Origin of the sequence: Caballeronia sp. NCF2 (genome assembly GCF_023631205.1) — a bacterium.
Classification (GTDB): Bacteria; Pseudomonadota; Gammaproteobacteria; order Burkholderiales; family Burkholderiaceae; genus Caballeronia; species Caballeronia zhejiangensis.
This window is the reverse complement of record NZ_JALQDN010000056.1, coordinates 1-24,783: the sequence shown is the minus strand read 5'-3', so window position 1 is coordinate 24,783 and position 24,783 is coordinate 1. Positions and strand designations below refer to the sequence as shown.

The 24,783-nt window shown below is 63.8% G+C and carries 26 protein-coding genes; 10 read left to right on the top strand and 16 right to left on the bottom strand.

Translation table 11 applies throughout. The annotated features are described in order from the left end of the window. Positions 1–44: 44 nt before the first annotated feature. A complete protein-coding gene (locus NCS02_RS20015; protein WP_250503169.1) occupies positions 45–593 on the bottom strand; it encodes a phosphonate degradation HD-domain oxygenase in 549 nt (182 codons plus the stop codon). A 104-nt stretch (positions 594–697) separates the two neighbouring features. On the opposite strand from NCS02_RS20015, the gene NCS02_RS20010 reads away from it, so the two are divergent. Together NCS02_RS20010 and NCS02_RS20005 are read left to right on the top strand one after the other, a co-directional pair. Further along, complete coding sequence (locus tag NCS02_RS20010; RefSeq protein WP_239295348.1) at positions 698–1,018, top strand: hypothetical protein; 321 nt, start codon at positions 698–700, stop codon at positions 1,016–1,018. Positions 1,019–1,106: 88 nt separating this feature from the next. Beyond that, positions 1,107–1,700: a J domain-containing protein gene (locus tag NCS02_RS20005; protein WP_250503168.1), complete on the top strand. Its 594-nt coding sequence runs from the start codon at positions 1,107–1,109 to the stop codon at positions 1,698–1,700. A gap of 6 nt (positions 1,701–1,706) precedes the next feature. Here NCS02_RS20005 and NCS02_RS20000 read toward each other — a convergent pair whose 3' ends face one another. From NCS02_RS20000 to NCS02_RS19990, 3 genes are all read right to left on the bottom strand, one after another. Further along, a complete protein-coding gene (locus NCS02_RS20000; RefSeq protein WP_008354307.1) occupies positions 1,707–1,955 on the bottom strand; it encodes a hypothetical protein in 249 nt (82 codons plus the stop codon). 341 nt (positions 1,956–2,296) lie between these two features. Then, positions 2,297–2,668 carry a VOC family protein gene (locus NCS02_RS19995; RefSeq protein WP_250503167.1) on the bottom strand — a complete coding sequence of 124 codons (372 nt, stop codon included), beginning with the start codon at positions 2,666–2,668 and terminating at the stop codon, positions 2,297–2,299. Positions 2,669–2,679: 11 nt separating this feature from the next. Further along, positions 2,680–3,003, bottom strand: a complete 324-nt coding sequence (locus NCS02_RS19990; RefSeq protein ID WP_175982322.1) for a hypothetical protein — start codon at positions 3,001–3,003, stop codon at positions 2,680–2,682. 245 nt (positions 3,004–3,248) lie between these two features. On the opposite strand from NCS02_RS19990, the gene NCS02_RS19985 reads away from it, so the two are divergent. From NCS02_RS19985 to NCS02_RS19975, 3 genes are all read left to right on the top strand, one after another. After that, on the top strand, positions 3,249–5,444 hold the full coding sequence (locus NCS02_RS19985) for a SulP family inorganic anion transporter (protein WP_250519952.1): 2,196 nt from the start codon (positions 3,249–3,251) through the stop codon (positions 5,442–5,444). Positions 5,445–5,497: 53 nt separating this feature from the next. Next, the gene (locus NCS02_RS19980) at positions 5,498–6,025 is read left to right on the top strand and encodes a DUF3280 domain-containing protein (protein ID WP_250481956.1); all 528 of its coding nucleotides are present in this window, start codon (positions 5,498–5,500) and stop codon (positions 6,023–6,025) included. Positions 6,026–6,197: 172 nt separating this feature from the next. Next, positions 6,198–7,268 carry a beta-propeller fold lactonase family protein gene (locus NCS02_RS19975; RefSeq protein ID WP_033535973.1) on the top strand — a complete coding sequence of 357 codons (1,071 nt, stop codon included), beginning with the start codon at positions 6,198–6,200 and terminating at the stop codon, positions 7,266–7,268. 236 nt (positions 7,269–7,504) lie between these two features. Here NCS02_RS19975 and NCS02_RS19970 read toward each other — a convergent pair whose 3' ends face one another. Further along, the gene (locus NCS02_RS19970) at positions 7,505–9,808 is read right to left on the bottom strand and encodes a TonB-dependent receptor (protein WP_250523267.1); all 2,304 of its coding nucleotides are present in this window, start codon (positions 9,806–9,808) and stop codon (positions 7,505–7,507) included. 176 nt (positions 9,809–9,984) lie between these two features. On the opposite strand from NCS02_RS19970, the gene NCS02_RS19965 reads away from it, so the two are divergent. Beyond that, positions 9,985–10,989 carry an ATP-binding protein gene (locus NCS02_RS19965; protein ID WP_175982319.1) on the top strand — a complete coding sequence of 335 codons (1,005 nt, stop codon included), beginning with the start codon at positions 9,985–9,987 and terminating at the stop codon, positions 10,987–10,989. Here NCS02_RS19965 and NCS02_RS19960 read toward each other — a convergent pair. From NCS02_RS19960 to NCS02_RS19915, 10 genes are read right to left on the bottom strand one after another with little or no spacing between them, the layout of a single operon-like run. Further along, positions 10,935–11,609: a response regulator gene (locus NCS02_RS19960; protein WP_175982318.1), complete on the bottom strand. Its 675-nt coding sequence runs from the start codon at positions 11,607–11,609 to the stop codon at positions 10,935–10,937. The genes NCS02_RS19965 and NCS02_RS19960 overlap by 55 nt on opposite strands. Beyond that, a complete protein-coding gene (gene pqqE / locus NCS02_RS19955; protein ID WP_175982317.1) occupies positions 11,606–12,802 on the bottom strand; it encodes a pyrroloquinoline quinone biosynthesis protein PqqE in 1,197 nt (398 codons plus the stop codon). The genes NCS02_RS19960 and pqqE overlap by 4 nt, the downstream gene beginning before the upstream one ends. Before the next feature lie 4 nt (positions 12,803–12,806). Continuing rightward, positions 12,807–13,115, bottom strand: coding sequence for a pyrroloquinoline quinone biosynthesis peptide chaperone PqqD (pqqD, locus tag NCS02_RS19950; RefSeq protein WP_008354319.1), 309 nt, complete (start codon positions 13,113–13,115; stop codon positions 12,807–12,809). After that, positions 13,112–13,858: a pyrroloquinoline-quinone synthase PqqC gene (gene pqqC / locus NCS02_RS19945; protein ID WP_008354320.1), complete on the bottom strand. Its 747-nt coding sequence runs from the start codon at positions 13,856–13,858 to the stop codon at positions 13,112–13,114. Before pqqC ends, pqqD begins: the two co-directional genes overlap by 4 nt. Before the next feature lie 22 nt (positions 13,859–13,880). After that, positions 13,881–14,801: a pyrroloquinoline quinone biosynthesis protein PqqB gene (gene pqqB, locus NCS02_RS19940; protein ID WP_008354321.1), complete on the bottom strand. Its 921-nt coding sequence runs from the start codon at positions 14,799–14,801 to the stop codon at positions 13,881–13,883. Continuing rightward, positions 14,798–15,370 (bottom strand): cytochrome b, encoded by a 573-nt coding sequence (locus tag NCS02_RS19935; protein ID WP_008354322.1) that lies wholly within the window; start codon positions 15,368–15,370, stop codon positions 14,798–14,800. The genes pqqB and NCS02_RS19935 overlap by 4 nt, the downstream gene beginning before the upstream one ends. Positions 15,371–15,416: 46 nt before the next feature. Then, positions 15,417–16,238, bottom strand: coding sequence for a formylmethanofuran dehydrogenase subunit C (locus tag NCS02_RS19930; protein WP_008354323.1), 822 nt, complete (start codon positions 16,236–16,238; stop codon positions 15,417–15,419). Continuing rightward, on the bottom strand, positions 16,235–17,176 hold the full coding sequence (gene fhcD / locus NCS02_RS19925; protein WP_250503166.1) for a formylmethanofuran--tetrahydromethanopterin N-formyltransferase: 942 nt from the start codon (positions 17,174–17,176) through the stop codon (positions 16,235–16,237). The genes NCS02_RS19930 and fhcD overlap by 4 nt, the downstream gene beginning before the upstream one ends. Positions 17,177–17,179: 3 nt before the next feature. Beyond that, positions 17,180–18,874 (bottom strand): formylmethanofuran dehydrogenase subunit A, encoded by a 1,695-nt coding sequence (locus NCS02_RS19920; protein WP_250503165.1) that lies wholly within the window; start codon positions 18,872–18,874, stop codon positions 17,180–17,182. Next, on the bottom strand, positions 18,871–20,133 hold the full coding sequence (locus NCS02_RS19915; RefSeq protein ID WP_250503164.1) for a molybdopterin-binding domain-containing protein: 1,263 nt from the start codon (positions 20,131–20,133) through the stop codon (positions 18,871–18,873). Before NCS02_RS19915 ends, NCS02_RS19920 begins: the two co-directional genes overlap by 4 nt. On the opposite strand from NCS02_RS19915, the gene NCS02_RS19910 reads away from it, so the two are divergent. Next, positions 20,132–20,314 (top strand): hypothetical protein, encoded by a 183-nt coding sequence (locus tag NCS02_RS19910; protein WP_250523266.1) that lies wholly within the window; start codon positions 20,132–20,134, stop codon positions 20,312–20,314. The two genes, NCS02_RS19915 and NCS02_RS19910, sit on opposite strands and share 2 nt — an antisense overlap. A gap of 758 nt (positions 20,315–21,072) precedes the next feature. Here NCS02_RS19910 and NCS02_RS19905 read toward each other — a convergent pair. Next, entirely contained in the window at positions 21,073–21,804 is a 732-nt protein-coding gene (locus NCS02_RS19905) for a HisA/HisF-related TIM barrel protein (RefSeq protein WP_250503162.1), read from the bottom strand. A 13-nt stretch (positions 21,805–21,817) separates the two neighbouring features. Between NCS02_RS19905 and NCS02_RS19900 the strand changes: the two genes are divergently transcribed. The 3 genes from NCS02_RS19900 to NCS02_RS19890 all read left to right on the top strand — a co-directional run bounded on the left by NCS02_RS19900 (position 21,818) and on the right by NCS02_RS19890 (position 24,641). Further along, positions 21,818–22,858: an ATP-grasp domain-containing protein gene (locus tag NCS02_RS19900; protein WP_250503161.1), complete on the top strand. Its 1,041-nt coding sequence runs from the start codon at positions 21,818–21,820 to the stop codon at positions 22,856–22,858. Beyond that, a complete protein-coding gene (locus tag NCS02_RS19895; RefSeq protein ID WP_250503160.1) occupies positions 22,855–23,985 on the top strand; it encodes a hydantoinase/oxoprolinase family protein in 1,131 nt (376 codons plus the stop codon). Before NCS02_RS19900 ends, NCS02_RS19895 begins: the two co-directional genes overlap by 4 nt. Before the next feature lie 68 nt (positions 23,986–24,053). Continuing rightward, the gene (locus NCS02_RS19890; RefSeq protein WP_250436157.1) at positions 24,054–24,641 is read left to right on the top strand and encodes an amino acid kinase family protein; all 588 of its coding nucleotides are present in this window, start codon (positions 24,054–24,056) and stop codon (positions 24,639–24,641) included. Positions 24,642–24,783 lie beyond the last annotated feature (142 nt).

Below are 24,783 nucleotides of genomic sequence, written 5' to 3'. Positions count from 1 at the left end.
GTCTAGCGCGATACGCGAACGTGCGTGCTTCGATGCAGCGACGCCTAACTCAGCGCGACGCTCGCCACGATTTCCATGAAATGCGGCAGCGCGGGCGTGACGCGCCGCGCGTCCTTCGCTTCATCGTCCCATCGGCGCAGCGCGATGGCATCGCGCGCGTAAGGCTTCGCGAGAAAGGCCTGCGCGGTTTCATCGTCGAATATGCCGCCTTGCAATTGGAGGCTGCGCACCGAATCCGCCGACAGCCGCGCGTGATACGACGCATCGATCGCACAAAGGCAGCGTTTTGCATCGACGTGCAGGCGAATCGGTTCGAGCACGGCGTCGGAAAACAGCGGACGCAGAAACGGCAGCGCGAAGTACTGATGCAGATCGTCGATGCCGCGTTCGCTCGGTGTCTCGCCTTGCGGATTCAGCAGGTGCCCGAGATCGTGCAGCAAGGCCGCGACGATCAGCTCGCGGCTCGCGCCCGCCTGCTCGGCGAGCGTCGCGCTTTGCAGCGCGTGCTGCAATTGCGTGACCGGCTCGCCGCTATAGGCGATTGAACCGTGTTCATCGAAGAGATGACGGATGTCGTCGAGTGAAAGCGCCATCGTAAGGAAAGGGTCGGGCGGGTATGCTTGGAGCGAAATGACGCGCGATTCTCGCAAGGCTTTATGACGCGATGATGGCGCACGCAAAGCGTGCGTTGAACCTCATGCCTTTCTCTTTCCGCCGACGCCCCGAACTCGCAGGCCTCGATCGCGCTTCACGACGCGATGTGCGCCGCATCGCGTGGCATTTCGCGCAGCGTCATTGGACGCTGCATGCGCCGGCGTTCGTGTGGATCGTGTTCGTGCTGCTGCATACGCGTTATCACCTCGTACCGGAGCGGCGCGACTATCTGCTCATCACGCTTCTCATCTTCGTGGCGGGCGTGGTGAACATACGGCTGCATATCGCGCGCTATCTGAAGCCCGCGCGCGCCATCTTCGATTCGTTAGGCGCCATGGCCGCACGCGCGATCACCGGCCGCTAGCCGTTCGTGTTGCAATGCCGCATCGCGCGAAAAGACCCCGTTTTTCGCGTGTTAGGATGCTCGACGACCCGCACCCACCGAACGCAAGATGGCAACGTTATACGAAACGCTCGGCGTGGACGAGCACGCCACCGAAGAAGAAATCAAACGCGCGTATCGCAAGGCCGCGATGCGTTGCCACCCGGATCGCAACGTGGGCAACGAAGACGTCGCCCGCGCGAAGTTCCTCGAGATCAAGGAAGCCTACGCGATTCTCTCCGACCCCGCGCAACGCGAGGTCTACGACCGCATCTACACGGAAGAGATGCGCCGCTGGGAAGAGCGCGTGCGGCAGGAAGAAGCCGAACGCGAAGCGCGCGAAACGAAGGAGCGTGAAGCCCGCGAGGCGCTCTATGCGCAGCGCGTATCGCTCGCGATGCGCTTTGCATCGAAAGGCCATAATCGTGACGTCGTGTTCGGCGTGCTGCTCGGCGCGCAATGCGACGAGTCGACCGCGCGTCAGATCGCGGACAGCGCGATCGCGCTGCACGAATCGCGTCAGGCCAGGGAAGAATCGAAAGAGAAAGAGCGCGAAGAAGAACCGGTCGCGGCGAAGAAAGAAGAGAAGGAACCGGCGGCTACCGACGCGTCGAATCCGCTCGGCGCGATGTGGTTCCAGTTCCTCAACAACCTGCGTTTCTGAACCGCCTCAGGCCGCGAGTCTTTCGCCGCGCATGTTGCTTTGCTTCGGTGCGGGCGGATACACGCACCAGTGCCCGTCATCGTGGCGGAAGAAGAACAGCGCTCGCGACACCGCGCCGTGCAACGCCTCGACGCATACATAGCGCCGCCTGTCGGCACGCGTGCGGCTGAACTGCCTCACATGCACCGGCATGCTGCCCGGCGCGAGCCATTTTTCTACCTGATAACGAAGGGACTGCTCGTTCGCGCATTTCATTTCAGTCTCCAGCACGCGGCTTTCATGTTAGGGATAACGGCCGAACACGCCGATGATTGAAGCCCTATCAGTGAAACCCCTGCCGCGACGCATCACATTCTTGACAAAGCACTTGAACTCTACGCTTCAAATCCTGAGCCGTGCCCGTTTTGGCGAAATAGCAACAGCGAGCTTGAACGCGTCTTTCGCCGTGCTCGTTGATGAAAGATGCGTAGCGCTGTTGAACTCATCGTCTTGCAACGCGATGCGAGGGTATGTGCGCGATCGGTCATATGAAATGGCCGATTCGTACGTTACCCGTCACTGGTTTCAAAGCGAACGTCGTGCCTGAGTCGTGCGAATCAGAGCGGGCGCGCGAAGCTGAGTTCGTGGCCGTCCAGATCGGTGAGATGGAAATAGCGCTCGTTCCAGGGCGCATCGCGTGGCGCGAATTGCGGCTCGAGGCCGTGTGCCACTGCTTTCCGATAGAACGCGTCCACATCGGACACATGGATGATGACGCGGCCCCAGAAACGAATCGGGTCGTGCGTCTCGCTGGTCAGATTGAGAAACGAACTGCCGAGCGCGAACGAAGTAAAGGCCTCGTTCGCGCCGCCGTGGACGATGCGAAAACCGAGCGCCTCATAGAAGCGCACGGCGCGCGGCATGTCGTTCGTCGCGAGCGTGATCGCGCTCAGGCTTTCGACGCGTGCCTCGTCGCTTGATTCTTCCATGCTGTCGTTCGTCATCCTGGATGATGCTGATGCGACACGAGCGGCAGCACCGAAAGATCCGGATGCGTGCCATCGACGATGCTCTTGCCGATATGCCGCGCATCGTCCACGGCGTCCTGCGCGCGCGTGTAGGCGTCGTCGCCGTCGGCATGGAAGTGCACCGCTTCGCCCGGCGTGTTCGCGTTCGCGCCGGGCCTGCACACATATCCGACATACACGTAGCGCTCCATCGTGCTCGGCGGCGCATGTTCGGGCGTGGGCTTCAGTTGCGGCTGCACGTGGATCTCGAAACCTTCGTAGTCGAAAACGTGCCATTGAGCGGGATCGTCAGGCATGACCGCCTCCTTGGTGTAGCGTTCGCTCGCGATTCAACGTTACTCCTGTTGGCGCGATGAAGCCACCGCGAAGCGCATTCGCGTCAGAAGAAATGCGTATGTGTGGCGCGGGAAATTGACAGCGTCTTCGCGCGCGGCGGATACTTTCCGGCGCACTTGCTTGAAGCGGATACGTCTGCCGTTGTCCCGATCCGGGAGGCGCGGTGAAGCCAGCCACGACACATCGTACTGTCCTTGCCCGCGCGATGCCGCGCATGACCGCGCTCGTCGGCGACATCACCGCGGGCACCGTGTCCACGCTGATGATGCTGTGCTACGCGATGAGCCTCGGCACGCTCATCTTCAGCGCCGACCTCGCGCGCTATGCCGAACTCGGCGTGCCCACCGCGCTCGTGAGCTGCATCGTGACTGCGTTCGTCATCGCGGTGACGAGCTCGATGCGTATGAACATAGGCGGGCCGGACAGCAACGCGACGGCGTTTCTCGTCGGCGTCGCGGCGGGCGTCGCGAGCAGCGTGCGCGCGAACGGCGGCACGCCCACGGTCATCCTGCTGACGGTGCTCGTCGCCATCGCGCTGTGCTCGCTCGTGACGGGCCTCATTCTCTTCGCGATCGGTTCATCGAAACGCAGCCGTTCGCTGCAATTCCTTCCCTATCCGGTGATGGGCGGGTTTCTCGCGGGCACCGGCTATCTTCTGATCGCGGGCGCGTTTCGCGTGCTGACCGGCGTCACGCTCGATTGGCACACGTTGCCTAAGCTCGCGCAACTGCACTGGCTTGCATGGGCGCCCGCGCTTTTCGTCGGCGCGCTCGCGACGATTCTCGCGCGCACCTGGCGTCACGCGGCCGCATTGCCGATCACGCTCGCTATCGGCATCGCGCTCTTCTACGTGCTGTTGCGCGTCGCCGGCATCTCGCCCGACGATGCGCGCGACATGGGCCTCCTGCTTCAGCATGTGCCGGCGCATGCGCTGCACATTCCCGAGTTGCATCTGCCGTCGTCGCTCGCGCGCGGCGAGATCGACTGGCACGCGATCGTCGCGCACTTGCCCGAGACGCTCATCGTCACGTCGGTGTCGGCGATCACGATCATCATGAATTCGACGGCGCTAGGCGCGGCCACCGGCCAGGACATCGACCTCAATCGCGAGATGCGCGCGGCCGGTCTCGCGAATATCGCGAGCGGTCTTTTCGGCGGCATGGTCGGCTATCAGTCGTATAACCGCTCGATGCTCAACGCGCGCGCCGGCGCGACGAGCCGCGCGGCGGGCGTGTTCGCCGCGCTCGCGTGCCTCTTCCTGCTGATCGCATCGCCCGATCTCGTGTCGCTCTTTCCGGTGCCCGTGCTCGTCGGCATGCAGATCTACATGGGCTTGCGTCTGATGATGGACTGGCTCGTCGGCGCATATCGCAAGCTGACGTGGCACGAGTATCTGCTCGTGCCGCTGATCCTCGCGGTGATCGCGTTCTATGGCGTGATCGCGGGCGTCGTCGCGGGCGTGGTCGCGGCGTGCGTGACCTTCGCGCTGCTCTATGGTCGAGCGGGATGCGTTCGCATGGAGTTCGACGGCCGCACGCGCACATCGAATGTCGAGCGCAGCATCGAGGAAACGCGCTTGCTGATCGATCGCGGCGATCAGATCTGCGGCGTCTGCCTGCAAGGGTTCCTTTTCTTCGGCTCGGCGAATTCGATGTTGCAGCGCATCCGCGAGCGCATTCGCTCGCATGGTCCGCGTCCGGTGCGCTATGTCGTGCTCGATTTCGCGTGGACCAACGGCATGGACGCGTCCGTGTCGCTCGCATTCGTGAAGCTGCGTCAGGCGTGCGCGGCGATCGGCGCGGATCTCGTGCTGACCGCTCTGCCGCGCAACTCGCGCGCGCTGCTAGGGCGCACGGGCGCGCTTTCGCTCGGCATCCACGAGTTCGACACGCTCGACGCCGGCCTCGAATGGATCGAAGCGCAGCAGCTCGCCACGACGACGCGCACGCTCGAACAGCGCGCGCCGGCCGGGGATTTCCGCGCGATGCTCGCGCCGCATTTCAGCGAGCGCGCGCTGCAGGGACTGGCCGCGTTCCTAGACGTATGCGATATCGGCGCGGGCGAGGCGCTCTTTCGTCGAGGCGATGCGGGCGATGCGCTTTACATCGTCGAAGAAGGGCGCGTGACCGTGTCGCTGCCGCTCGCCGATGGCCGTTCGGTGCGGCTGCGCTCGTTCGGTCCGGGCACGATCATCGGCGAGATGGCCGTGTACACGCATGCGCCACGCAGCGCGGATGTCGTCGCCGACGAACCGGCGCGCCTGCGCCGTCTCACGCTCGCGGCGCTGCGCAAGATCGAGCGGGACGATCCATTGACCGCGCAGGAGTGGCATCGCTTCGTCGTGAAGATGATGGCGTCGCGGCTCGCCATCGCCGATGAAGCGTTGCGCGCGGCGTCGTGATGACAGGCATGCGATCTGCTTTTGCCGGGAAGCACAACGCCGGGGCCTTCAACATGACACACACTGTCCGCGCGATGCTCGCGCTTGCGCTCGCCATCGTCATGACGAGCGCGCTTGCCCAGAGCGCGCCGCAATCGATCGCGATGCTCGACTGCACCCTCATCGACGATAACGCCGCCTACAACGACGCCGAAATCGACCGCATTCAGAGCGCGCGCCTCGCGATGGTGAGCGGCGCGTTTCGCGACGACTTGCGCGAGCGCGCGCTCTTTCGCGTCGCCGACAATGCGAAGGCAAGCGATCTCATCGCGACGCTGAAAAGCACGCAGGACATGAACGCGTGCAACGGCTGCGAACTGCGTGTGGCGAAGGAACTCGGTACATCGCGCGTCGGCGTGTGCTGGGTGCAGAAGATCAGCAATCTCATCCTCAACATGAACCTGCGCGTCGAAGACGCGAACAGCGGCGCGATGCTCTTTCAACGCTCCGTCGACATACGCGGCAACACCGACCTGTCGTGGAAGCGCGGCGCGAAGGCGCTCGTCGATCTCCTTGCAAGCGATCCATCCGCGACGCGCTAGATTGGCGCCACGCGAAAAGTCCAGCGGAATTCGGGAATTTCTCCCGGCCGATGCCGTTGCCTCGGCCGCGCCGATTGGGCTAAGTTGAGGCTGCCGGCACGCGCGCCGTGCCGTGTCGCGCGCGTGCGCTCACGAACTCGAACAATCGGTATCGAAACCGCTGGAGACGACCATGCAAGTCAGATTCAAGGCGGCGCGCATTGCCTGCGCGTCGGCGATCGCGACATCGCTTGCGTTTGCATTGGCGGCGAACGTCGCCCATGCCGCCGCGCCGACCGCCTACGTGACGACCGAAAACGCCGGCGTCGGCGTGATCGATCTCGACACGCTCGCGCTCGCGACGACCTGGGATGTCGGCAAGGACGGCCCGCGCGGGCTGTCGCTCAACAAGGAAGGCACGCGTCTTTACGTGGCGAACAAGGCGACGAGCGATCTCTCGGAGATCGATACGTCGACGGGCAAGGTCACGCGGCGCGCGAAGATCGGCAAGAATCCCGAGTTCGTGCGCGTGTTCGGCGGCTATGCGTATGTGACGTACGAGCCGGGTGAAAGCGGCGGCCCGCCGAAACCGGGCCAGCCGGAGAAGGACGACGACGACGCGAATTCGCCGCCCGCCGAGATCGCCATCGTCGATCTGAAGACCATGAAGATCACGCATACGGTCAAGAGCGGGCACGAGACCGAAGGCGTCGAGTTCTCGCCGGACGGCAAGCTGATCCTCGTGACGAACGAGGGCGACGATACGGTGTCGGTGTATCGCGTCGGGACGGGCAAGCCGGTCCGCACGGTGAACCTCGACAAGGGTTCGCGTCCGCGCGGCATCAAGGTGTCGCCGGATGGCAAGCAGTATGTCGTCACGCTGGAGAACGCGAACAAGTTCGTCGTGCTCGATGGCAAAAGCCTGAAGACCGTGAAGACCGTCGATACGAAGACGGGCCCGTATGGCGTTTCGTTCGATCCTTCCGGCAAGCGCTTGCTGATCGCGGCATCGCGCGACAAGACCTTGCAAGTGTTCGACGGCTCGACCTACGAGCATAGGAAGGATGTGCCTGTCGGTCAGCGTTGCTGGCACTTCAGCTTCACGCCCGACGGCTCGAAGCTGCTGCTGGCCTGCGGACGTTCGAACGCGGTGTACGTGCTCGACGGATCGGACTACAAGGAAGTCAAGCAGATCGGCGATCTGCCGCTGGCGTGGGGCATCGTCACTTATCCGCCGAGCGCGGGGTCGATCGTCGGGCGTTGAGCGGCAAGGAGGCGTTGCCGAGTGTGAAATGGCCGCATTGCGCGGCCACTTCCATTTGTGCGCCGTGGCATTGCGCATATTGCAACGTCGATCACGACGAATGCGCGCGAGGGACAGGACGCATCCGCGCAGCGAGGAAGACAGGCTCCGCTGTCAGGCTGCGCTTTGGCAAGGCATCAACGCGCGCGGCATTCCGTGGAAGTCGTATCGGGATTGAGCCGCGCTATCACGTCATATCACTTCCACGCGTACCGCATCCCCACCCACACGCCACGCGGCGCACCGACGCCGAGAAACTGCTCGTTCACCGTCGCGCCGTCGTTGAACGTGTGATTCGGCCCGTCGAAGAAGTTCTCGCCGAGAATCGCGAAGTTCGCATAGCGCTTGTTGAGCAGGTTCTTCACGGTCGCATAGACCTGCAACTGTTTGGTCACGTTGTAGGTCGTGTCGAGATCGATCAGGAAATAGCCCGCGACGCTGCCGTTGACGTCCTGATTGTTTTCGTCGCCACGCGCGAAGATATTGCTGCGATACGTGAGATTCGTGCCGATGTTCCAGTGCGCAAACGGGTTGTAGTCGATGCGCATCTTCACCGTATTCGCCGGAATGCCCGGAATGCGGTCGCCCGAATGCACGGTGATGTTGCCATCGGCGTCCGCGCTCGAATTGCTCGCGCTGCTTTCCGTCCACGTCGATCGATACGTCGCGTTCACATAGCTATAACTCGCCGCGATGCCCACCGGTCCCCATTGCGTGCGGCCCGCGAGTTCGAAACCTTGCCGTCGCGTCTTGCCGACGTTCTGAAAATAGCCGAGCGTGCTGCCCGCGCCTTGCGCGCTGACGAACTGGATGTCGTCGTCGAGCGTCGTGCTGTAGGCCGCGGCGCTCCACTGCGTATGACTGCCGAGACGCCCGCGCGCGCCGACTTCGAACGTCTTCGAAATCACCGGCTTAAGATCCGGGTCCGCGATGAAGTCATTGGGCAACGAGCACGGCGCGGCGGGGTCCGCGCACGCGAGTTCGATTGCGGTCGGCGAGCGCATGCCTTCGTTGTACGTCGCGTAGGCGGTGAAGTTCGGCGTCGGATTCCAGTTGAAGCCCACGGCCGGGTTGAAGCGCGAGAACGTGTGATTCCCGTCGAGCAGCGGCTGCACGCCGCTCTCGTCGCCGATGGTCGCCTTCGCCCAGTTGTAGCGTCCGGCGAGCGTCATCGACCATTGTTCGTTGAACGAGAACGTATTCTCGAAGTAGATGCCGAGATTCGAGTTGTGCGTCTTCGCGTCGGTCGTCGGTGCGAACGGACCCGTGGCGATCGTCGCGCGGTTGTCTTCGAATGCGGCCGGCTGCTCGGCCTGCGTGAAATGCGAATTGGCGAAGTCGCCCGCCGCGCCGACGATCAATTGATTGTCGTGATCGAAGAGCCTGTTGAGTAAGGTGAGTTGCAGGCTCGCGCCGTAGCTGTCCGTCACGATCACCGACTGGTCGTTGAAGGCTTGCGTGAGTTCGTCGGCATCGTCGCCGTCCGGATCGAAATCGTCGTTGACGTTCGAACTCACGTTCTTGTTGCGATAGTGGCGATAGTACGCGTTGCCGCTCAACTGCACGTTCGGCGTGATGTAGTGCTCGGCGTTGATCGTCACATAGCCGACCTGATTCTCGTTCGTGTCGGGAAACGTGTACGCCTGACGGAAGTTGTCCATGAACGAGCGCGGAATCGTCTGCGAGCCGTTCAGCGTGTTGTCCGCGCCGCCCATCGAAACGGAGACCGTCGTGTCGGCGTCGGTATAGCGGATCTTGCCGAACGCCTGGCGCAGCTTGCTCGCGTTGTGATCGGCCCAGCCGTTGTCGTTCGTGACGTTCGCGGTGAAGTAATAGTCGAGATGATCGCCGATCGCGCCGCCTTGCTCGATCTGCGCATACTTGCGTCCGAACGAACCGAAGCCGACATCGACGTTGCCGCCCGGATTGCTGCGCCCGTTCTTCGTCGTTACCGCGACCGCGCCGCCGAGCGTGTTCAGGCCGAACGTCGGATTCGACCCGGGGATGATCTGCATCGTCTGGATCGCGGCCTGCGGAATCAGATCCCAGTTGACGACATCGCCGAACGGCTCGTTGATGCGTACGCCGTCCATGAACACCGACAAGCCCTGCGGCGTGCCGAGCAGCGGCGACGCAGTGAAGCCGCGATAGTTGATGTCGGTCTGCCACGGATTGCCTTGCGCGTCGTTGGTATCGACGCTCGCGACGTTCTTCTCCAGATAGTTCGTGACGGTCGGCGAATGCTGCGCCTGGATCTCGCTGCCCTTGATCGTTTGCACGTTCGCGGGCACTTTCTCCAGCGGCGTGCCGACGCCGACGAGCGGCGTGGTCCCGACGACGATGATCGAAGGCAGTTCGGTTGTCGGCGTCGTATCGGCTGGCGGCGTCTGCGCCCATGCGGCCACAGTGATGCTCGCGAACGCGCCGCCGAAGACGAGCCGCAGCCCCGCTCGGGGTTTGAACGGATGCGCGGGCGCGCGCAGGCGCGGCATGCTCTTCATCATCGTCTCCTCTTTATATTTCGATTCACGCGCCGAGCGTGTTTCTTTCGATGAAAGCGTCGCATAAGACAGCGCGCGTGGACCGGGAGCTTTTCCCGATCGCGCAGGGAAGCGTTCCCAATTGCGTTCCACCCACCGCACGGCGCGATGACGCCGTGCGTAGAATGCATTCCACGATGCCGACCGAATCCTTGCCCTCTTTCGCGAAAGACGCCGACCGCCGCGCGCCGCGCTCGCCGGTGTGGCGCGACCTTGCTTGCGTGCTCGCGGCGACGCTGATCGCGGCCGCGCTCTTTGCGCGTTTCGATTTCAGCGAGTACGCGTATCGGCTGACGCGCAGCGCCGAACGGTTTCAAGTCGATGAATTGCCGCCGACGCTCGTTGTGCTCGCGATCGGTTTCGCGTGGTTCGCGTGGCGGCGTTATCGCGAGGCGCAATCGGAAGTGCGCAGACGGCGCGCGCTCGAAGAAGAGGCCGAGCATCTGCTTGCGGAGAATCGTCGCCTTGCGAATCAGGCGCTCGCCGCGCAGGAGACCGAGCGGCGTCATCTCGCGCGCGAGTTGCACGACGAGCTCGGGCAATACCTCAACGCGATATCGCTCGATGCGGGGCGTATCCGCGATTTGTCGGCTACGCGCGAGGCGGAGATTCATCGGCTGTCGCTTGCGCTGATGCAAAGCGCGACGCATGTGTATCGCGAGATCGGCGGGATGATTCGCAGGCTGCGTCCCATCGGCCTCGATGAATTCGGCTTGCCGACGGCGCTCGAACATTGCGTCGATGGCTGGCGCGAGCGCTTGCCCGATGTGACGTTCACGCTCGCTGTCGACGGCGATTTCGACAATTTGAGCGATGCGCTCAACATCACGCTGTATCGGCTCGTGCAGGAAGGGCTGACGAACGTATCGAAGTTCGCACGGACTTCACGCGTGGAGATTTATCTGGCGCGCGCGCCGGAAGAAATTGTCGTGACGATGGCCGATGACGGCCCGGGCGTCGATCTCGCGAAGCCGCGCAAGGGACTCGGTTTGATCGGCATGCGCGAGCGCGTCGAAGCGCTCGGCGGCGAGTTTCAGATCGTGAGCGAGCCGGGCGCGGGTTTTCTGTTTTGCGCGCGCGTGCCGGCTCAGGCGGGGCTGCCGTTGCCTGCGACCGCCGACGAAGCGAAATCGGCGAAGTGAAGCCCCAGGCGGTTCGCGATCTGTGCCAACTGCACGCCGTTATCCGCGCCGAATTTTTGGCGGATCACCGATTGATGATTCGCAACCGTCTTCTGGCTCAAGCCTAACTTCTCCGCGATGCTCGGCAGCGTATAACCCTGCACGAGCAATCTCAGCACCTCGAATTCGCGCGCGGATAACTGCCGTCCTTCCTGAATGCTCGCGCGCAATGCAAGCGCTTGCGACACATCGGGACTCAGATACGAAACGCGCCGCGCAACCGAACGCACCGCTTCGACGAGCACATCGGGCGCGCTCGCCTTCGTCACATAACCGCGCGCGCCCGCATCCAGCGCGCGTCGCACGAAGATCGCTTCTTCATGCACGCTGAAAATGAGCACATGCGCGTGCGGCTCGCGCGCCAGCATGCGCCGCATCGCCTCGATGCCGCTTGCGCCCGGCAACGCGAGATCCATCACGACGACATCCGGCTGCAGCGCGCAAAACTTCTGATAAGCCTCGGCTGCATCCGCCGCTTCGCCCGCGACGTTCACATCGGGACTCAGTTCGAGCAGACGCTTGTAGCCTTCACGCACGACGGCGTGATCGTCCACCAGCAGCACGGAGATATCGGCAGTCATGGCTTGTCTTCTCCTTCTTTTGAACCACTACCGGAGGCCTCGGCCGCGATGCGCTTCGAGTTCGCATCGTTGCGAAAGACGATGGGTTGCTCTTGCGGTTCCTGCCGTGCCGATGCAGCGCGCACGACTTCGATCACGCGCTCGTGATGCGGGGACTTGTCGCAAACCGGATCGGCATTCGCGGGGTCCTGCGTCAGCAGATACGCCTGACAGCGGCAGCCGCCCATGTCGATGGCCTTCTCGTCGCAACTGCGGCACGGCTCCTTCATCCAGCCGAAGCCGCGAAACCGGTTGAACGCATCGCTCTCGTACCAGATGTCCTTGATCGGCATATCGGTGACGTTCGGAAACGTGAGGCCCGGCAATGACCGCGCGGTATGACACGGCAGCGCGGCGCCATCGGGCGCGATGCCGAGAAACACCGAGCCCCAGCCGTTCATGCAGCGCTTCGGTCTGCGCTCGTAGTAATCCGGCACGACGAAGAAGATCTTGCACCGGTCGCCGATCTCGCCGCGATAGCGTTCGACCACCGCTTCGGCTTCGTCGAGCTGCTCTTTGGTCGGCATGAGTTGCGCGCGATTCTTGTGCGCCCAGCCGTAATACTGCGTGTTCGCGAGTTCGAGATACTCCGCGCCCATCGCGAGCGCCATGTCGATGATGCGTCCGATATGCGGCAGGTTATAGCGGTGAAGCACGCAATTGAGCACCATCGGAAAGCCATGCGCCTTGATGAGATTCGCGACGCGCTTCTTGTAGTCGAAGGTCTTCGTGCTGGAAAGGAAGTCGTTCAATTCCTGCGACGAGTCCTGAAACGAAAGCTGTATGTGATCGAGCCCGGCGTCCTGCAACGCACTGATGCGCTTCTCCGTCAGACCGATGCCCGATGTGATGAGGTTCGTATAAAAGCCGAGCTTGCGCGCTTCGCCGACGAGCGTTTCGAGATCGTCGCGCAACAGCGGCTCGCCGCCGGAGAAGCCGAGTTGCGCGGCGCCCAGCGCGCGTGCCTGACGCAATACGTCGATCCATTGATCGGTGTCCAGCTCGCGCGTGTGATCGGCGTAATTCACCGGGTTGTAGCAGAACACGCAATGCAGCGGACAGCGATACGTGAGCTCGGCAAGCAGCCAGAGCGGCGGCGCGACGGTTGCGTCTTCGTGCTCGGGCTTCGCAATCGGTTCGGACAAGTCGGTCATGACGCTACTCCAGCCAGCCTCGCGCACGCGCGCCGGCGATGAACGCGCGCACGTCGTCGCCGAGGCCGGTCGCATTGAACGCCTGCTCCAGATCGGCGACGAGCGCGGGGATATCGCGCGTGCCGTCGCATCGCAGAAGAATCTCCGATGCGCTCTGATTGAGCTTCACCATGCCTTCCGGATAAAGCAGCACATGCGCGTTCTGCGCAGGTTCCCATTGCAGCCGGAAGAGGCGTTTTAGTTTCGGATGCAACGAATCGTCCGGCGCTTCGACGGCTTCCTGCTTGCGTTGAGTCGGGTTCGTATCGCTCATTGCGGAAAAGCCTTTTCGATGGAATCGAGCATGGTCCAGAGAATATCGAGCTTGAACTGCAGGATATCGAGCGCGCGTTGCTGTTCCTGACGCGTCGTGAAATGCGCGAGCGTCACTTCGAGACCGTGCTCGACATCGCGCTGCGCAAGCGACACGCGCGAGCGGAAATACGAAAGCCCTTCAGGCTCGATCCACTTGTAATGCTCGGGCCATGTCGCGAGCCGGTCCTTGTGAATCTGCGGCGCGAACATCTCCGTAAGCGATGAACACACCGACTCCTGCCACGGCGCACGCCGTGCGAAGTTCACGTAGGCATCGACGGCGAAGCGCACGCCCGGCGTCACCAGCTTGAGCGACCATAGATCGTCGCGCGAGAGGCCGACCGCATCGCCAAGACGCGCCCATGCCTCGATGCCGCCGGGCTGATCGTCGTAGCCATCGTGATCGAGAATGCGCAGCACCCAGCGGCGGCGCGTGTCGCGATCGGGGCAATTCGACATCACCGCCGCATCCTTCAGCGGAATGTTGATCTGATAGTAGAAGCGGTTCGCGACCCAGCCGCGTATCTGTTCCTTCGAGCAGCCGCCGCTGTTCATCTTCACGTTGAACGGATGATGAATGTGATACGCCGTGCCCTTCGCGCGCAACTGCGCTTCGAATTCGTCGCGCGTCCACGCGGGGCCTTCGTCTGTCACTTTCGTGAAGATCGGGCCTGTGGTCGGGTTGAGCATCGGGTCGAACATCTAACGGTCTCCAGTGCGAATGTCACAGCTCGAAAGTCATGCCGTCGTGCGCGACCTCGATGCCGTGCTCCGACAACATGCGCCTTTCAGGTCCATCCTCGATGAGGATCGGGTTCGTGTTGTTGATGTGGATCAGCACCTTGCGCACGCCCGCGCGATCGATCGAATCGAGCACGTCGATCATGCCGCCCGCGCCGGTTTGCGCGAGATGGCCCATATCCTTGCCGGTCTTCTTCGTGAGGCCGAGGCGAATCATTTCATCGTCGGTCCAGACGGTGCCATCGACGAGCAGCAAGTCTGCTTCGCGCATCGCATCGAGCACATGCGGCTCCAGCGCGCCGAGCCCCGGCGCATAGAATGCGCGCTTGCCCGAAGCGCGATTCGTGAACATAAGGCCGATGTTGTCGCCTGTTTCCGGCGCATCGCGATGCGGCGAATACGGCGGCGCCTTGCTCGACAGAGGCAATGCGTCGATGCCCACGCGCGGCAGCTCAGGCACGGACAACGATGCGCCATCGAGCGCGATGCGCCTGTGCTCGACGCCACAGTAATGCGAAAGAATCGACGTGATGGGAAAGCCCGTCGAGAGGTCCTGCCACACGGCGTCCGTCGTATAGAGCGGCAAGGGCGTGCCGCGCTCGCGCAGCATCAGCAGACCGGTGACATGATCGATCTGCGCATCCATCGTGATGACGGCAGCGATGCCGGTGTCGCGCACCCGGCGCGCGGGCTGCAATTCCGGGTTTGCGGCGATCTGCGCAAGAATGTCCGGCGATGCGTTGACGACCAGCCAGTCCTCGCCGTTATCGGTAACAGCAATGGACGACTGAGTGCGCGCACGCGCCAGAATGGAGCCGCGCCGCACGCCATCGCAATTGCGGCAGTTGCAGTTCCATTGCGGAAAGCCGCCACCCGCCGATGAACCGAGCACGCGAATCTTCAAGGCAGCATCCTCCGCAAGAGACCGTCGCGATCGATCAACTGATGCTTCATCGCGCCGAGAAAATGCACGATGACGAGCGCGGCCATGATCCACGCCAGATACTCGTGAATGCCGAAGAAGATCTGCCGCATGGATTTGTCGTCCCAGCCCCATTGCGGCAGCGCGATGCCCCAGAACTTCGTGCCGAACTTGTTGAACGACGAGCCGAGATAACCGGTGAGCGGCATCGCCACCATGCCAACGTATAAAAGAGCCTGCGTAATGCTCGCGGCGGCGCGTTGCCACGTTCGCATCGGCGGCAAAGGCGGCCGGCGATAAGCCAGACGTGCCAGGATGCGGAGCAGCACCAGCAGGAAAACGGTGATTCCGAGCGACTTGTGGAAGTTGATGAGGTCCGACTTGAACGGCAATCCGCGCGGCAGGCCGACCATATAGAAGCCGATGCACAGCATCGCGATGATTGCGATCGCAATTATCCAGTGCAACGCGATCATCGGGCCTGCGTAACGCTCGCTTGCGGCATCGATACGGCCGTCGCGCGACGTTGCTGATGTCCGCGCGGTGCTCATGGCGTGTCTCCCCGGAAGTGCCAACGGTCCATTGTTCATCTCCTTGCTACGAATTGGCGATCAGCAATTCCCCCCGTCCATCGACGGCGAGATCGCCCGCGTAGCGTCGCGGCAATATCTTGCCAGCGAACTGTGAAAAGGGTGCGATCTCGCGCGCGAGCATGCGCGTGAACAGCAGCCAGAAGACGTCGAAGCCGCGCCCGCCTTCGGTGAACGTCGGCGGAATGCGGGATGGCGCATTTGCCAGCAACACCGTGCCGCGCCGCATGCCGTAGCCCAAGTGTGCGCCCACTTTCCCGCCGATGCAGACCGAGCCCGCGACGAGCCGCGACGCGGCGAAATCGCCCGCATCGCCCGCGACCAGCACGGTGCCGCGCCGCATGCGATCCGCGAGGCGCGCGCCTGCGCTGCCGTGAATCGCGAGCGTGCCGCCTGTCATGCCTTCCATGTCGCCGGGCAGCGCACTTGCGGCGAACTCGCCGGCGTTGCCGTGAATCGACAGTCGTCCGCCTTGCATCTCGCACGCGGCGAATGCGCCCGCATCGCCTCGTATGTTCAACTCGCCGCCGGACATCTTCATGCCCGCGTAATCGCCTGCAGCGCCGTGCACCGCGAGCGTGCCTTCGGTCATGTTCGCGCCGATGCGGTCGAGCCACGGCGCATCGCCTTCTATCGTGAGTGCGGGCGCATCGCTTGGTTCCTGCGCGATGTCGAAAAGATCGCCGAGCGCGCACGTTTCGCCCGCGCCTTGCAGCGTGATGCGCGGCAGTTCTGTCGCCGATATCTCCGCCAGCGTCGCGGGCAGTAATTTCGACCCGTCGACGCGAAAGCCCGGCGCATTTTTTACGCGCAACGTGATGGCGTTCATGCGCGGCTCCCGTCGATATCCTTCGACAGTTCATGCAGCTTGAAATGGTACGGCCCGAGCTTGCCGCCGTAGTTGCCCGCCGAAATGCGCAGCACCCCGCCGGCGCGCCCGAGCTTCGCCGCCGCCGCGATACCCGCGGTCATCGCCGCGCCGACATCGGCATCGGTCAAGCCGTCGATGACGATTTCGAGCACGCACGCGATGTCCGGCGTCAGCTCGCTCTTCTTCGACAGGCCGACGAGCGTCGGGCAGAACGCATCGTTCGTGGACGCCGTCGCGCCCGCATACTTCGATCCGATCTTCGATCCCGAGCGCACGACGCCGCCCGGAAACGGCGTGATGACGTTCGGCAGCCGATGCATCGCGGCGACGGCGGATTCGGCCGCATTGAGCGCGCTGTCGATGTCGCGCGCGAGAAACAGCAGATTGCCGCCGCCGACCGCTTTCACCGTCGCGGTGAATTCCTCGCAGACGAACTCGCCGTCCATCACGGGCACGCGCCAATAGCGTGTGCCGTCGAGCACTTTCGATATTTGATAGCCGTCGCCGAAGAAGCGCAGGCCCGCGCCGAGCGGCGCGTTGTCGGAGAGCGGCGCGCGTGTGTTGGCGGGATCGATGCCGCCATAGACGGCGGTCGTCGGGCACGTCAGCACGCATTGGCCGACGCGCCGCGCGATCTGCTTGGCGAGCTCCTTCGACGATATCGCGAAGATCAGCACCGCGATTCCGGGCCTGCCATCGGGCGTTTCATCGCCGGACAGATCGCGTTCGATGCCGGCCTCGCAGCCGCAATCGATGACGGACGTCGCGAAGCCTGTCAGCGAATTGGCCGCGTGACGGGCCCACGTCGACGAATGCGCGGTGATGACGAGGCGCGTCGCTTTCATCGGGAAGGCTTCGGCGAAGGTGTTGTCGATCTGCGTGTCGTTGATACGCATGCGTCAACTCCCGTTCGAAGCGAAGCATGCGACGGGCAACAGCCGCCCGCCGTTGCAGCATGCGCAGATTTCATCGTCGCCGATCGCGATGTTCTCGAAGCGCGTCGCGAGGTTTGCCTGCGTGAATTCGCGTACGCGCTTTTCGATCGCGCGGTCGTAGTCGGGGCGCACGTAATGGATGCCGCCGGTGGGCGTCGCGAGCAGCGTGCCGTCGCGCGCGATCAGCTCGCCGTCCTTGAACACGTAAGCAGGCGATGTGAACATGCGCTCGCGATCGTCATTGTCGCGATACACGGCAATGTCCGCCGCCGCGCCTGCGCCGAGATGCCCGCGATCCGTGAGGCCGAGCAGTTTCGCGGGACCGGCGCGCGTGATGATCGCAATGTCGTAGAGCGAGAATTCGCGCGTGATTTCGCTCAACGCGCTCGCGGTTTTCGCATCGGCGTGCAGCTTGTCGAGTTGTTCGTCGCGAAAGGACTTGTCCATCAGCAAGCGGATCAGATGCGGATAGCTCGTGAACGGCGCGCCGTTCGGATGATCGGTGGTCATCGACACCCGCCACGGATCGTCGACGAGCAAAAACATCTCGAGCCCGATGATCCATTGGAGCGCATTCACGAAGCTCTGTTCGCGGTACTTGAACGGCACGATGCCGCAGCCCGCATCGCATTCGATATCGCCGAGCACCCATTTGCGCGGTCGGGCCATCGGCGCGTTCTTGAACTGCATCATCGTGTCGCCGGATGCGGTGACGGTCTGACCGAAGATGATCTGGCCGACATCGATCGTCACGTTGGGCCGCGCGTTCACTGCATCGGCGATCGCGCGCGCGCCCGATGAAAACTTGCGCGGGCCTTCCGTGCCGTAGCTATGGAACTGGATATGCGTCAGATGAATGGGCAGGCCATCGGCGGTGTCCATCGTTCTGATCGTCGATTCGATGTTGCCCGGCACGCCGAGATTGCTCGCGTGCACATGCAGCGGATGCGGCACGCGCAGCTCGGTGAGCGCGCGCGTGAGCGTGCTCAACACATCGCGCGGCGTGATGCCGTAATGCGCGTGCTTTTCATCGACATCCAGCGAACGCTGATTGAACTTGAATGCCGATATGCCGCCCGGATTCACGACCTTCACGCCGAGCGCCTTGCTCGAATCGATGGTCCAGCCGACGTAATCGCGCAGACGTTCGAAGTCTTCCTTCGCAGCGAGCATCTGCAGGAAGAGCTCGTCGTTGCCCATCATCACGTAGGCGCCGTGATCGATGATCGGCGTGTCGCCCATTTCCAGATGCGCGTGGCGCGCGTTCGACGCGATCATCGCCGGCTCGAACGCGGCCGTGTAGCCCATTTCCGCATAGCGATAACCGGTGGCAAGCGTGCCGGGCGCGCACACGCCGCACGATGGCAGACGCATGTATCGGCCTTCGTTCGGACGATCGGGCACGGCACGCGGATCGTCGCGATGATCTTCGGGCAGAAGCAGCCGCGACAGATTCGTCTTTCCGCCGCCGATGTGCGAATGCAGATCGATGCCGCCCGCCATCACGATCATGCCGCTCGCATCGTAATCGCGGTCGATGCTTTCGTTCGCGGCATCGGCGACGATGCGGCCATCGCGCATATGGATGTCGCGCTTCTCGCCATCGACGCCATTCGCCGGATCGTAAAGCGTGCCGCCTTTGAGGCGCGTGACGCTCATGCGGGCCTCCTTGCCTGCGCGAGTTGCGATGCGATCGATGCGACCGTCGGCAAGGCGTAATCGCGCGCGGCGGCGAGCGGCGCGACCACCGATGTATCGACGCGAAACAGATGCCCGCCGCTGTCGATGCCCGGCGTCGCGACGGGGATGAACACGGTCGGCGCGTGGCGCGCGGGGACGGCCGTCGATGGATGCGCGAGGATGATCGCGGGCACGTTCGCATCGAGCGACGCGGGCAGCGGCTCGGGCGCGTAGCTGGACACCCACAGGAGCGCGTCGATTTCGCCGCGCCGCAGCAGCGTTTCCGAGCGATAGCGATGCGCGTCGTGATCGAGCGGCAAGCCGTATGCGACGCGCGTGCGCAGCGGAAAGCCCGACAGCCATGTGATCGCCTGATTGACGGACGCGGCGCCGTCGTCGCCGGTGAGGGCGAGCGTGCCGGCGCGCGCGGTGCGATTGATCGCCTTGACGATGCGTTGCAGCGCTTCGATCGCGAGCGCGGCGTGTTGCGTCGGCAGCGCCGATGGCTCGTAGATCACCGCCGTGTACTTCGCGGCGTTGATGCGTTCGGTCAGCGCGACGAGTTCGGGCGTTGGAATCGGACGGCCGCCTTCGACGAGCGCGGACCACAGCGCGAGTGTGTCGAAGGGATCGGCGTTCGCGAGGATCGATTCGGCTTGGGCGTTGGCGGCTTTATCGATGTCACATCCGATGAATACAACCTTTGTCTCGCGGCCCTCGCTTGCGATGCGCTCGAAGAAGCGCGGATAGCGTCGCGACGGCTCGCACGCGAACACGACGATGAGATCGGCGCGCGAGCGGACTTCGGAGAGCGTCGTGAAGAACGAGCCGCGATCTTGCAGTGCGCGATTGCTGTCGGCGAGCGTATCGCCGTGAAGGTGATCGAGGATCGCGCCGCACTGCGCGGCGAGTTCATAGAGCGCGCGTGCGCCGGACACGTCGGTCGCGAGACCGCCGAATAGCGGCCGATGTGCGTTCGACAGGATCGCGGCGGCTCGCGAGAGCGCCGACTTTTCGTCGGTGACTTGCCCGTCGATTTGGGGCTTCTGGCTTGCATCGTTCGGACCGAAGCGGGCAAGGGAGGCGTCCAGACGCGGGCAGGCGGTGTGCGGCGCTGCGAGGCGATGATCGGCGGTGGGTGCGAGCGTGATGTCGTCGCATAGTAAAGGGCAGAACGGACAGGTCCAAGGTTTTGAGGCCGCGGACGGGGCGCTCGGCGTGGTGGAGGTATCGGGCATGGTCGACCTTTCGAGCAAGGTCTGTGCCGGTTTTGTTGCTTTTGCTTTTCGCTTTTGCTTATCGCTTTTTGATTTCGCCGGATCCCGTATTCGTGTCGGTCTATTAGCACTGCCCCTGTGCGGGGCGGCACTCACTTTCTTTGCTGCTGCAAAGAAAGTAAGCAAAGAAAGCAGCTACTGATACGCCCGCGGTCACACGCAATTTGGGTAGTCCTCTCGTCGTTCGTGGGCTGCCTAACGAGTGCCCTCATAGGCCCAACCGGGCTTGGCTCGCGCACGGTCCGTCTCATCGCACCACATACCAAACTGGTTCAGCACCAAATAGCTCCAGCCCGCTTCGCGGCCGACCAGTCAATCGGGGATGCATGTGCTTCTCTACTAACGTCTCAATCTCGCCGCCTTCGCCGCCCTTTGGTTTCCCTTGCAGACCCAGCGGCAGCGCGTAGCGCTGTGCCGATGCTGTTTCGTGCTGAACCAGCGCGCTCAACGTATTCGGGCGGCAGACCGTGCGCGATCCAAGCCCGATTAGGTGTTTGAGGGCACTCTTTAGGCGAGTGCCGCCTGTGACGAGAGGACTACCCAAATTGCGTGTGACCGCGGGCCGTGACGAGCTGCTTTCTTTGCTTACTTTCTTTGCAGCAGCAAAGAAAGTGAGTGCCGCCCCGCACAGGGGCAACGCTAATAGACCGACGCGAGACCGGGATCCGGCGACTACTGGAAGGAAAGTGACTACCGCCCGCACAGGGGCAATGCTAATAGACCGACGCGAAACCGGGATCCAGCGAAACCCCCGCCGGGAAAGGCGAAAAAAAACTGCTCCGCATTGCAACACACTGTCACCCATGAATCACCATATGCAACACCTGCTTCCCAAACGATTACACCTGAAACGCGCCCCGAAAGCCGTTGGCATAAAAATTGAGTTCGATCCCAAGGAAGTCAGAAAGAAGCCCCGCGATGCACATCGCCCTGAGATAAGGCGCCATCGTGAATAGCGGAAGCGACGAGCCAGGCAGAAGCGCCGCTGCGCTCGGCGAGCGCGAGATCATCGGCATGGCGGATCCCACCCGCGCCGATCACCTCCCGCGCCCCGGCAAGCGCCCGCACGTCAGCGAACGTGTCGAGATCGGGCCCGCCATACGCGCCCACATGATCGAGCGTCATCACGATCACGCGCGACGGCCACCATCCGCTCTCGCCATGCGTCGCCCCGAGCGCGCGCCCGCCGCGATAGTCGAGCGAAAGTATCGGCTCGAAGCCGCAAGCCGATGCCTCGGCGATCGCGCCGACATCGACGAGCGTTTCGGTGCCGAACACAGGCAGGATCGCGGCAGGCGCCGCTGAACGCGTCAGCCGCAAGACGCGTTCGACGAAAGCGCGCATCGGCAGAAACGCGGTAAAGCCCGCGTCGAGCCAGATGCGCAGGCCGTCGCCGAGGGCATCGCAAATCGCGGCGAGCGCGGCATCGTGCGCGCCGCGCGAAAGGATCGCGCCCAGATCGGCGACGTACAACGTGCGCGCGCCGGTCGCGGCGACGAGCGCGCGGGCGATCGCAACAGGATCGCTCGTCGCGCACAACGAGGACTGGATCGGCCGATAGCGCGAACGCTCGCCGCGCACCGCGCGCACCGCGTGGCCGTCGAGCAGATCGAGAACGGGTATCACCTGCATGGATGGCTTTCCTTTGACCAAGATCTTTGTATTCGAGTATCTCACCGGCGGCGGCATCGATCCGGACGCGGCAGGCGCAGGCAGCCTCGCCGATCTCTCCGCGCTCATCGTCGAAGGCCGCGTGATGCGCGACGCCATCGCCGCCGATCTGCGCGCGCTGCCCGGCATCGACGTGACCGTCGCAAGCTCGCGCTTCGAGCAACTCGACGGCGCCAGCGGCTACGTGCGCGCGCATCCGGGCGAATCGCTCATCCGCTTCGTGGCCCGCGTGGCGCGCGAGCATGACTATGCCTGCATCGTCGCGCCCGAGTGCGACGGACTGCTGCTCAAGCTCTACGACGCCGTCGGCCAGGCGCGCTGGCTCGGCTGCGCGAAGGAAGCGATCCGCGCGGCATCGAGCAAGAGCGCGACGGCCGCGTGTCTCGCCGCGCGCAGCATCGCCGCGACGCGCGCGCTCGAACCGGAAAACGCGGCCGCCGCAATCGGCCGGCGCTGGGTCGTCAAGCCCGACGACGGCGCGGGCGGCCTCGATACCTACGTCTACGACGACCTCGCCGCCGCGCGCGCCGAATACGCCGCGCGTGCGGAAGCGGGCCGCAATCCCGTGTTGCAGCAATGGGTCGACGGCGAGCCGTTGAGCCTTTCGCTGATCTGCCGCGACCGGCTCTCGCGGCTCGTGAGCATCAACCGGCAGCGCATCGGATTGTCGGATGCGGCGGGATCGGAACGGCGCGAGCGCATCGTTCAGTTCGATGGCGTCGATGTCGACCGCATCGACCGGCATGGGCCGCAAGGACGCGCGCTCGAACGGCTCGCACTGCGCGTCGCCGATGCGTTTCCGGGGCTGCGCGGCTTCGTCGGCATCGATGTCGTGTGGCATCCCGAGCGCGGGCCGGTCGTGATCGAGGTGAATCCGCGTCTCACGGTCGCGTATGCGGAACTGAGCCGGCGCGGCGGCAGGAATCTCGCGGCGGAGCTGCTCGCGGCGCATCGCGTGCCCGGCTTCGACGGCGATGCCGGATTGCTGCGCGCGTGCGCCGGAGCGTCGTCATGACGGCACCGACATTGCACGATGCGCCGGTGTTCGGCTGGGACGTGGGCGGCGCGCACGTCAAGGTGTCGATGGCGACGCGCGCGGGCGTGCTCGCCGACGTCGCGCAATGGGCGTGTCCGTTGTGGCAGGGCATGGCGCACCTGGAACGCGCGATCGACGCGATGTTCGAGCGCTGGCCCGCCGCCGCCGATCCGGCCGCGCGCCACGCCGTCACGATGACGGGCGAAATGGTCGATCTCTTCGCCGACCGCGCCGAGGGCGTGCGTGCGTTGACGCGCGCGCTTGCGCAAAGGCTCGGGCCGCGCACGATGTTCTTCGCCGGCGACGCGGGCTGGCTCGCGCGCTCGGCGTGCGCGGAACACTGGCGCAAGGTCGCATCGGCGAACTGGCTCGCGACCGCGCAATGGGTCGCGGCGTGCCTGCCGGATGCGCTGCTCGTCGATATCGGCAGCACGACGACGGACATCATTCCGATCGTCGGCGGACGCGTCGTGGCGCGCGGCACCAGCGACGCCGAACGGCTCGTGAGCGGCGAGCTCGTGTATCAGGGCGTGGTGCGAACGCCGTTGTGCGGGCTCGCGCATCGCATCGCGTTTCGCGGCGAGCACGCCGGCGTGATGAACGAATGGTTCGCGACGACCGCGGATGTCTATCGTCTGACGGGCGAGTTGTGGCCCGAGCACGACCAGCATCCGAGCGCCGACAACGGGCCGAAGACGCAGGCTGCGAGCCGCGTCCGGATTGCGCGGATGATCGGCCGCGACGCCGCCGATGCGAGCGATGCGGAGTGGCGGCGTTTCGCGCAGGGCTGGCGGCGCGAGCAATTGCGCGCGCTGGAGACGAATCTGGCGCGCGTCGTTGCGCAGGATGCGGCGCTGGCGGCGGCGCCGATCGTGGGCGCGGGTTGCGGGCGCTTTCTGGCGGCGGCGCTGGCGCGGCAGGAGGCGCGCAGCTATGTCGACTTCGCGCGTCTCGTGGGTATCGACGGCGACGATGCGACGCGTGCCGAATGGGTATCGACGTGCGCGCCGAGCGTGGCGGTTGCGCTGCTGGCGTCGATGGCGATGAAGGGCGCGGGAGGCAACGAAGCGCATCTGTCGAACGATGCATCGGCGCGCGCTGCGTGATAGCGTGCGAAACATAGCGAAGGATGCGGGTGCGTGGCCCGCCGGCTTGATCGAACGAGGACAGGAATATGTGGGTGGTGAAGATCGGGGGAAGCCTGAGTCACGACCCGGCGCTGCGCGAGTGGTTGACGCGGCTATGGGAAGTGGGCGGCGGGCGCGTCGTGATCGTGCCGGGCGGCGGCGATTTCGCGGACGCGGTGCGGCAGTATCAGCAGGAGTGGCATTTCGACGATCTCGCGGCTCACAACATGTGTCTGCTCGCGATGGCGCAGTACGCGATTCTGATGCAGGGCGTGGTGCCGGAGCTCGTGCTGGCGTCGAACGAGGATAGGATTCGGCGCGCGTTGCGCGATGGGCGTGTGGCGGTTTGGGTTCCGACCGATCTGATGCGCTCGACGCCCGATTCCATGACGAACTGGGAGACCACTTCGGATTCGCTCGCCGCGTGGCTTTCTACTTCGCTTAATGCGGAGCGGTTGATGATCGTGAAGTCTTGCGAGGTCGAGGCGAATGCGCCGCTCGAGGCGCTGGCTTCTAAAGGCATTCTGGATCGGCGGTTTGCGGATTATGTGCGGGATGCAAATTATGTCGTCGAGGTTTTGAGTAAGTCCGATGTGGGGGTTATGCGGGATCGATTGCTCAACGTGGCGGTTTGAATTTTCTTCGCTTTTGGTTTTGCTTTTGCTTTTGGTTTTGCTTTTTGATTTCGCCGGATCCCGTTTTCGTGTCGGTCTATTAGCACTGCCCCTGTGCGGGGCGGCACTCACTTTCTTTGCTGCTGCAAAGAAAGTAAGCAAA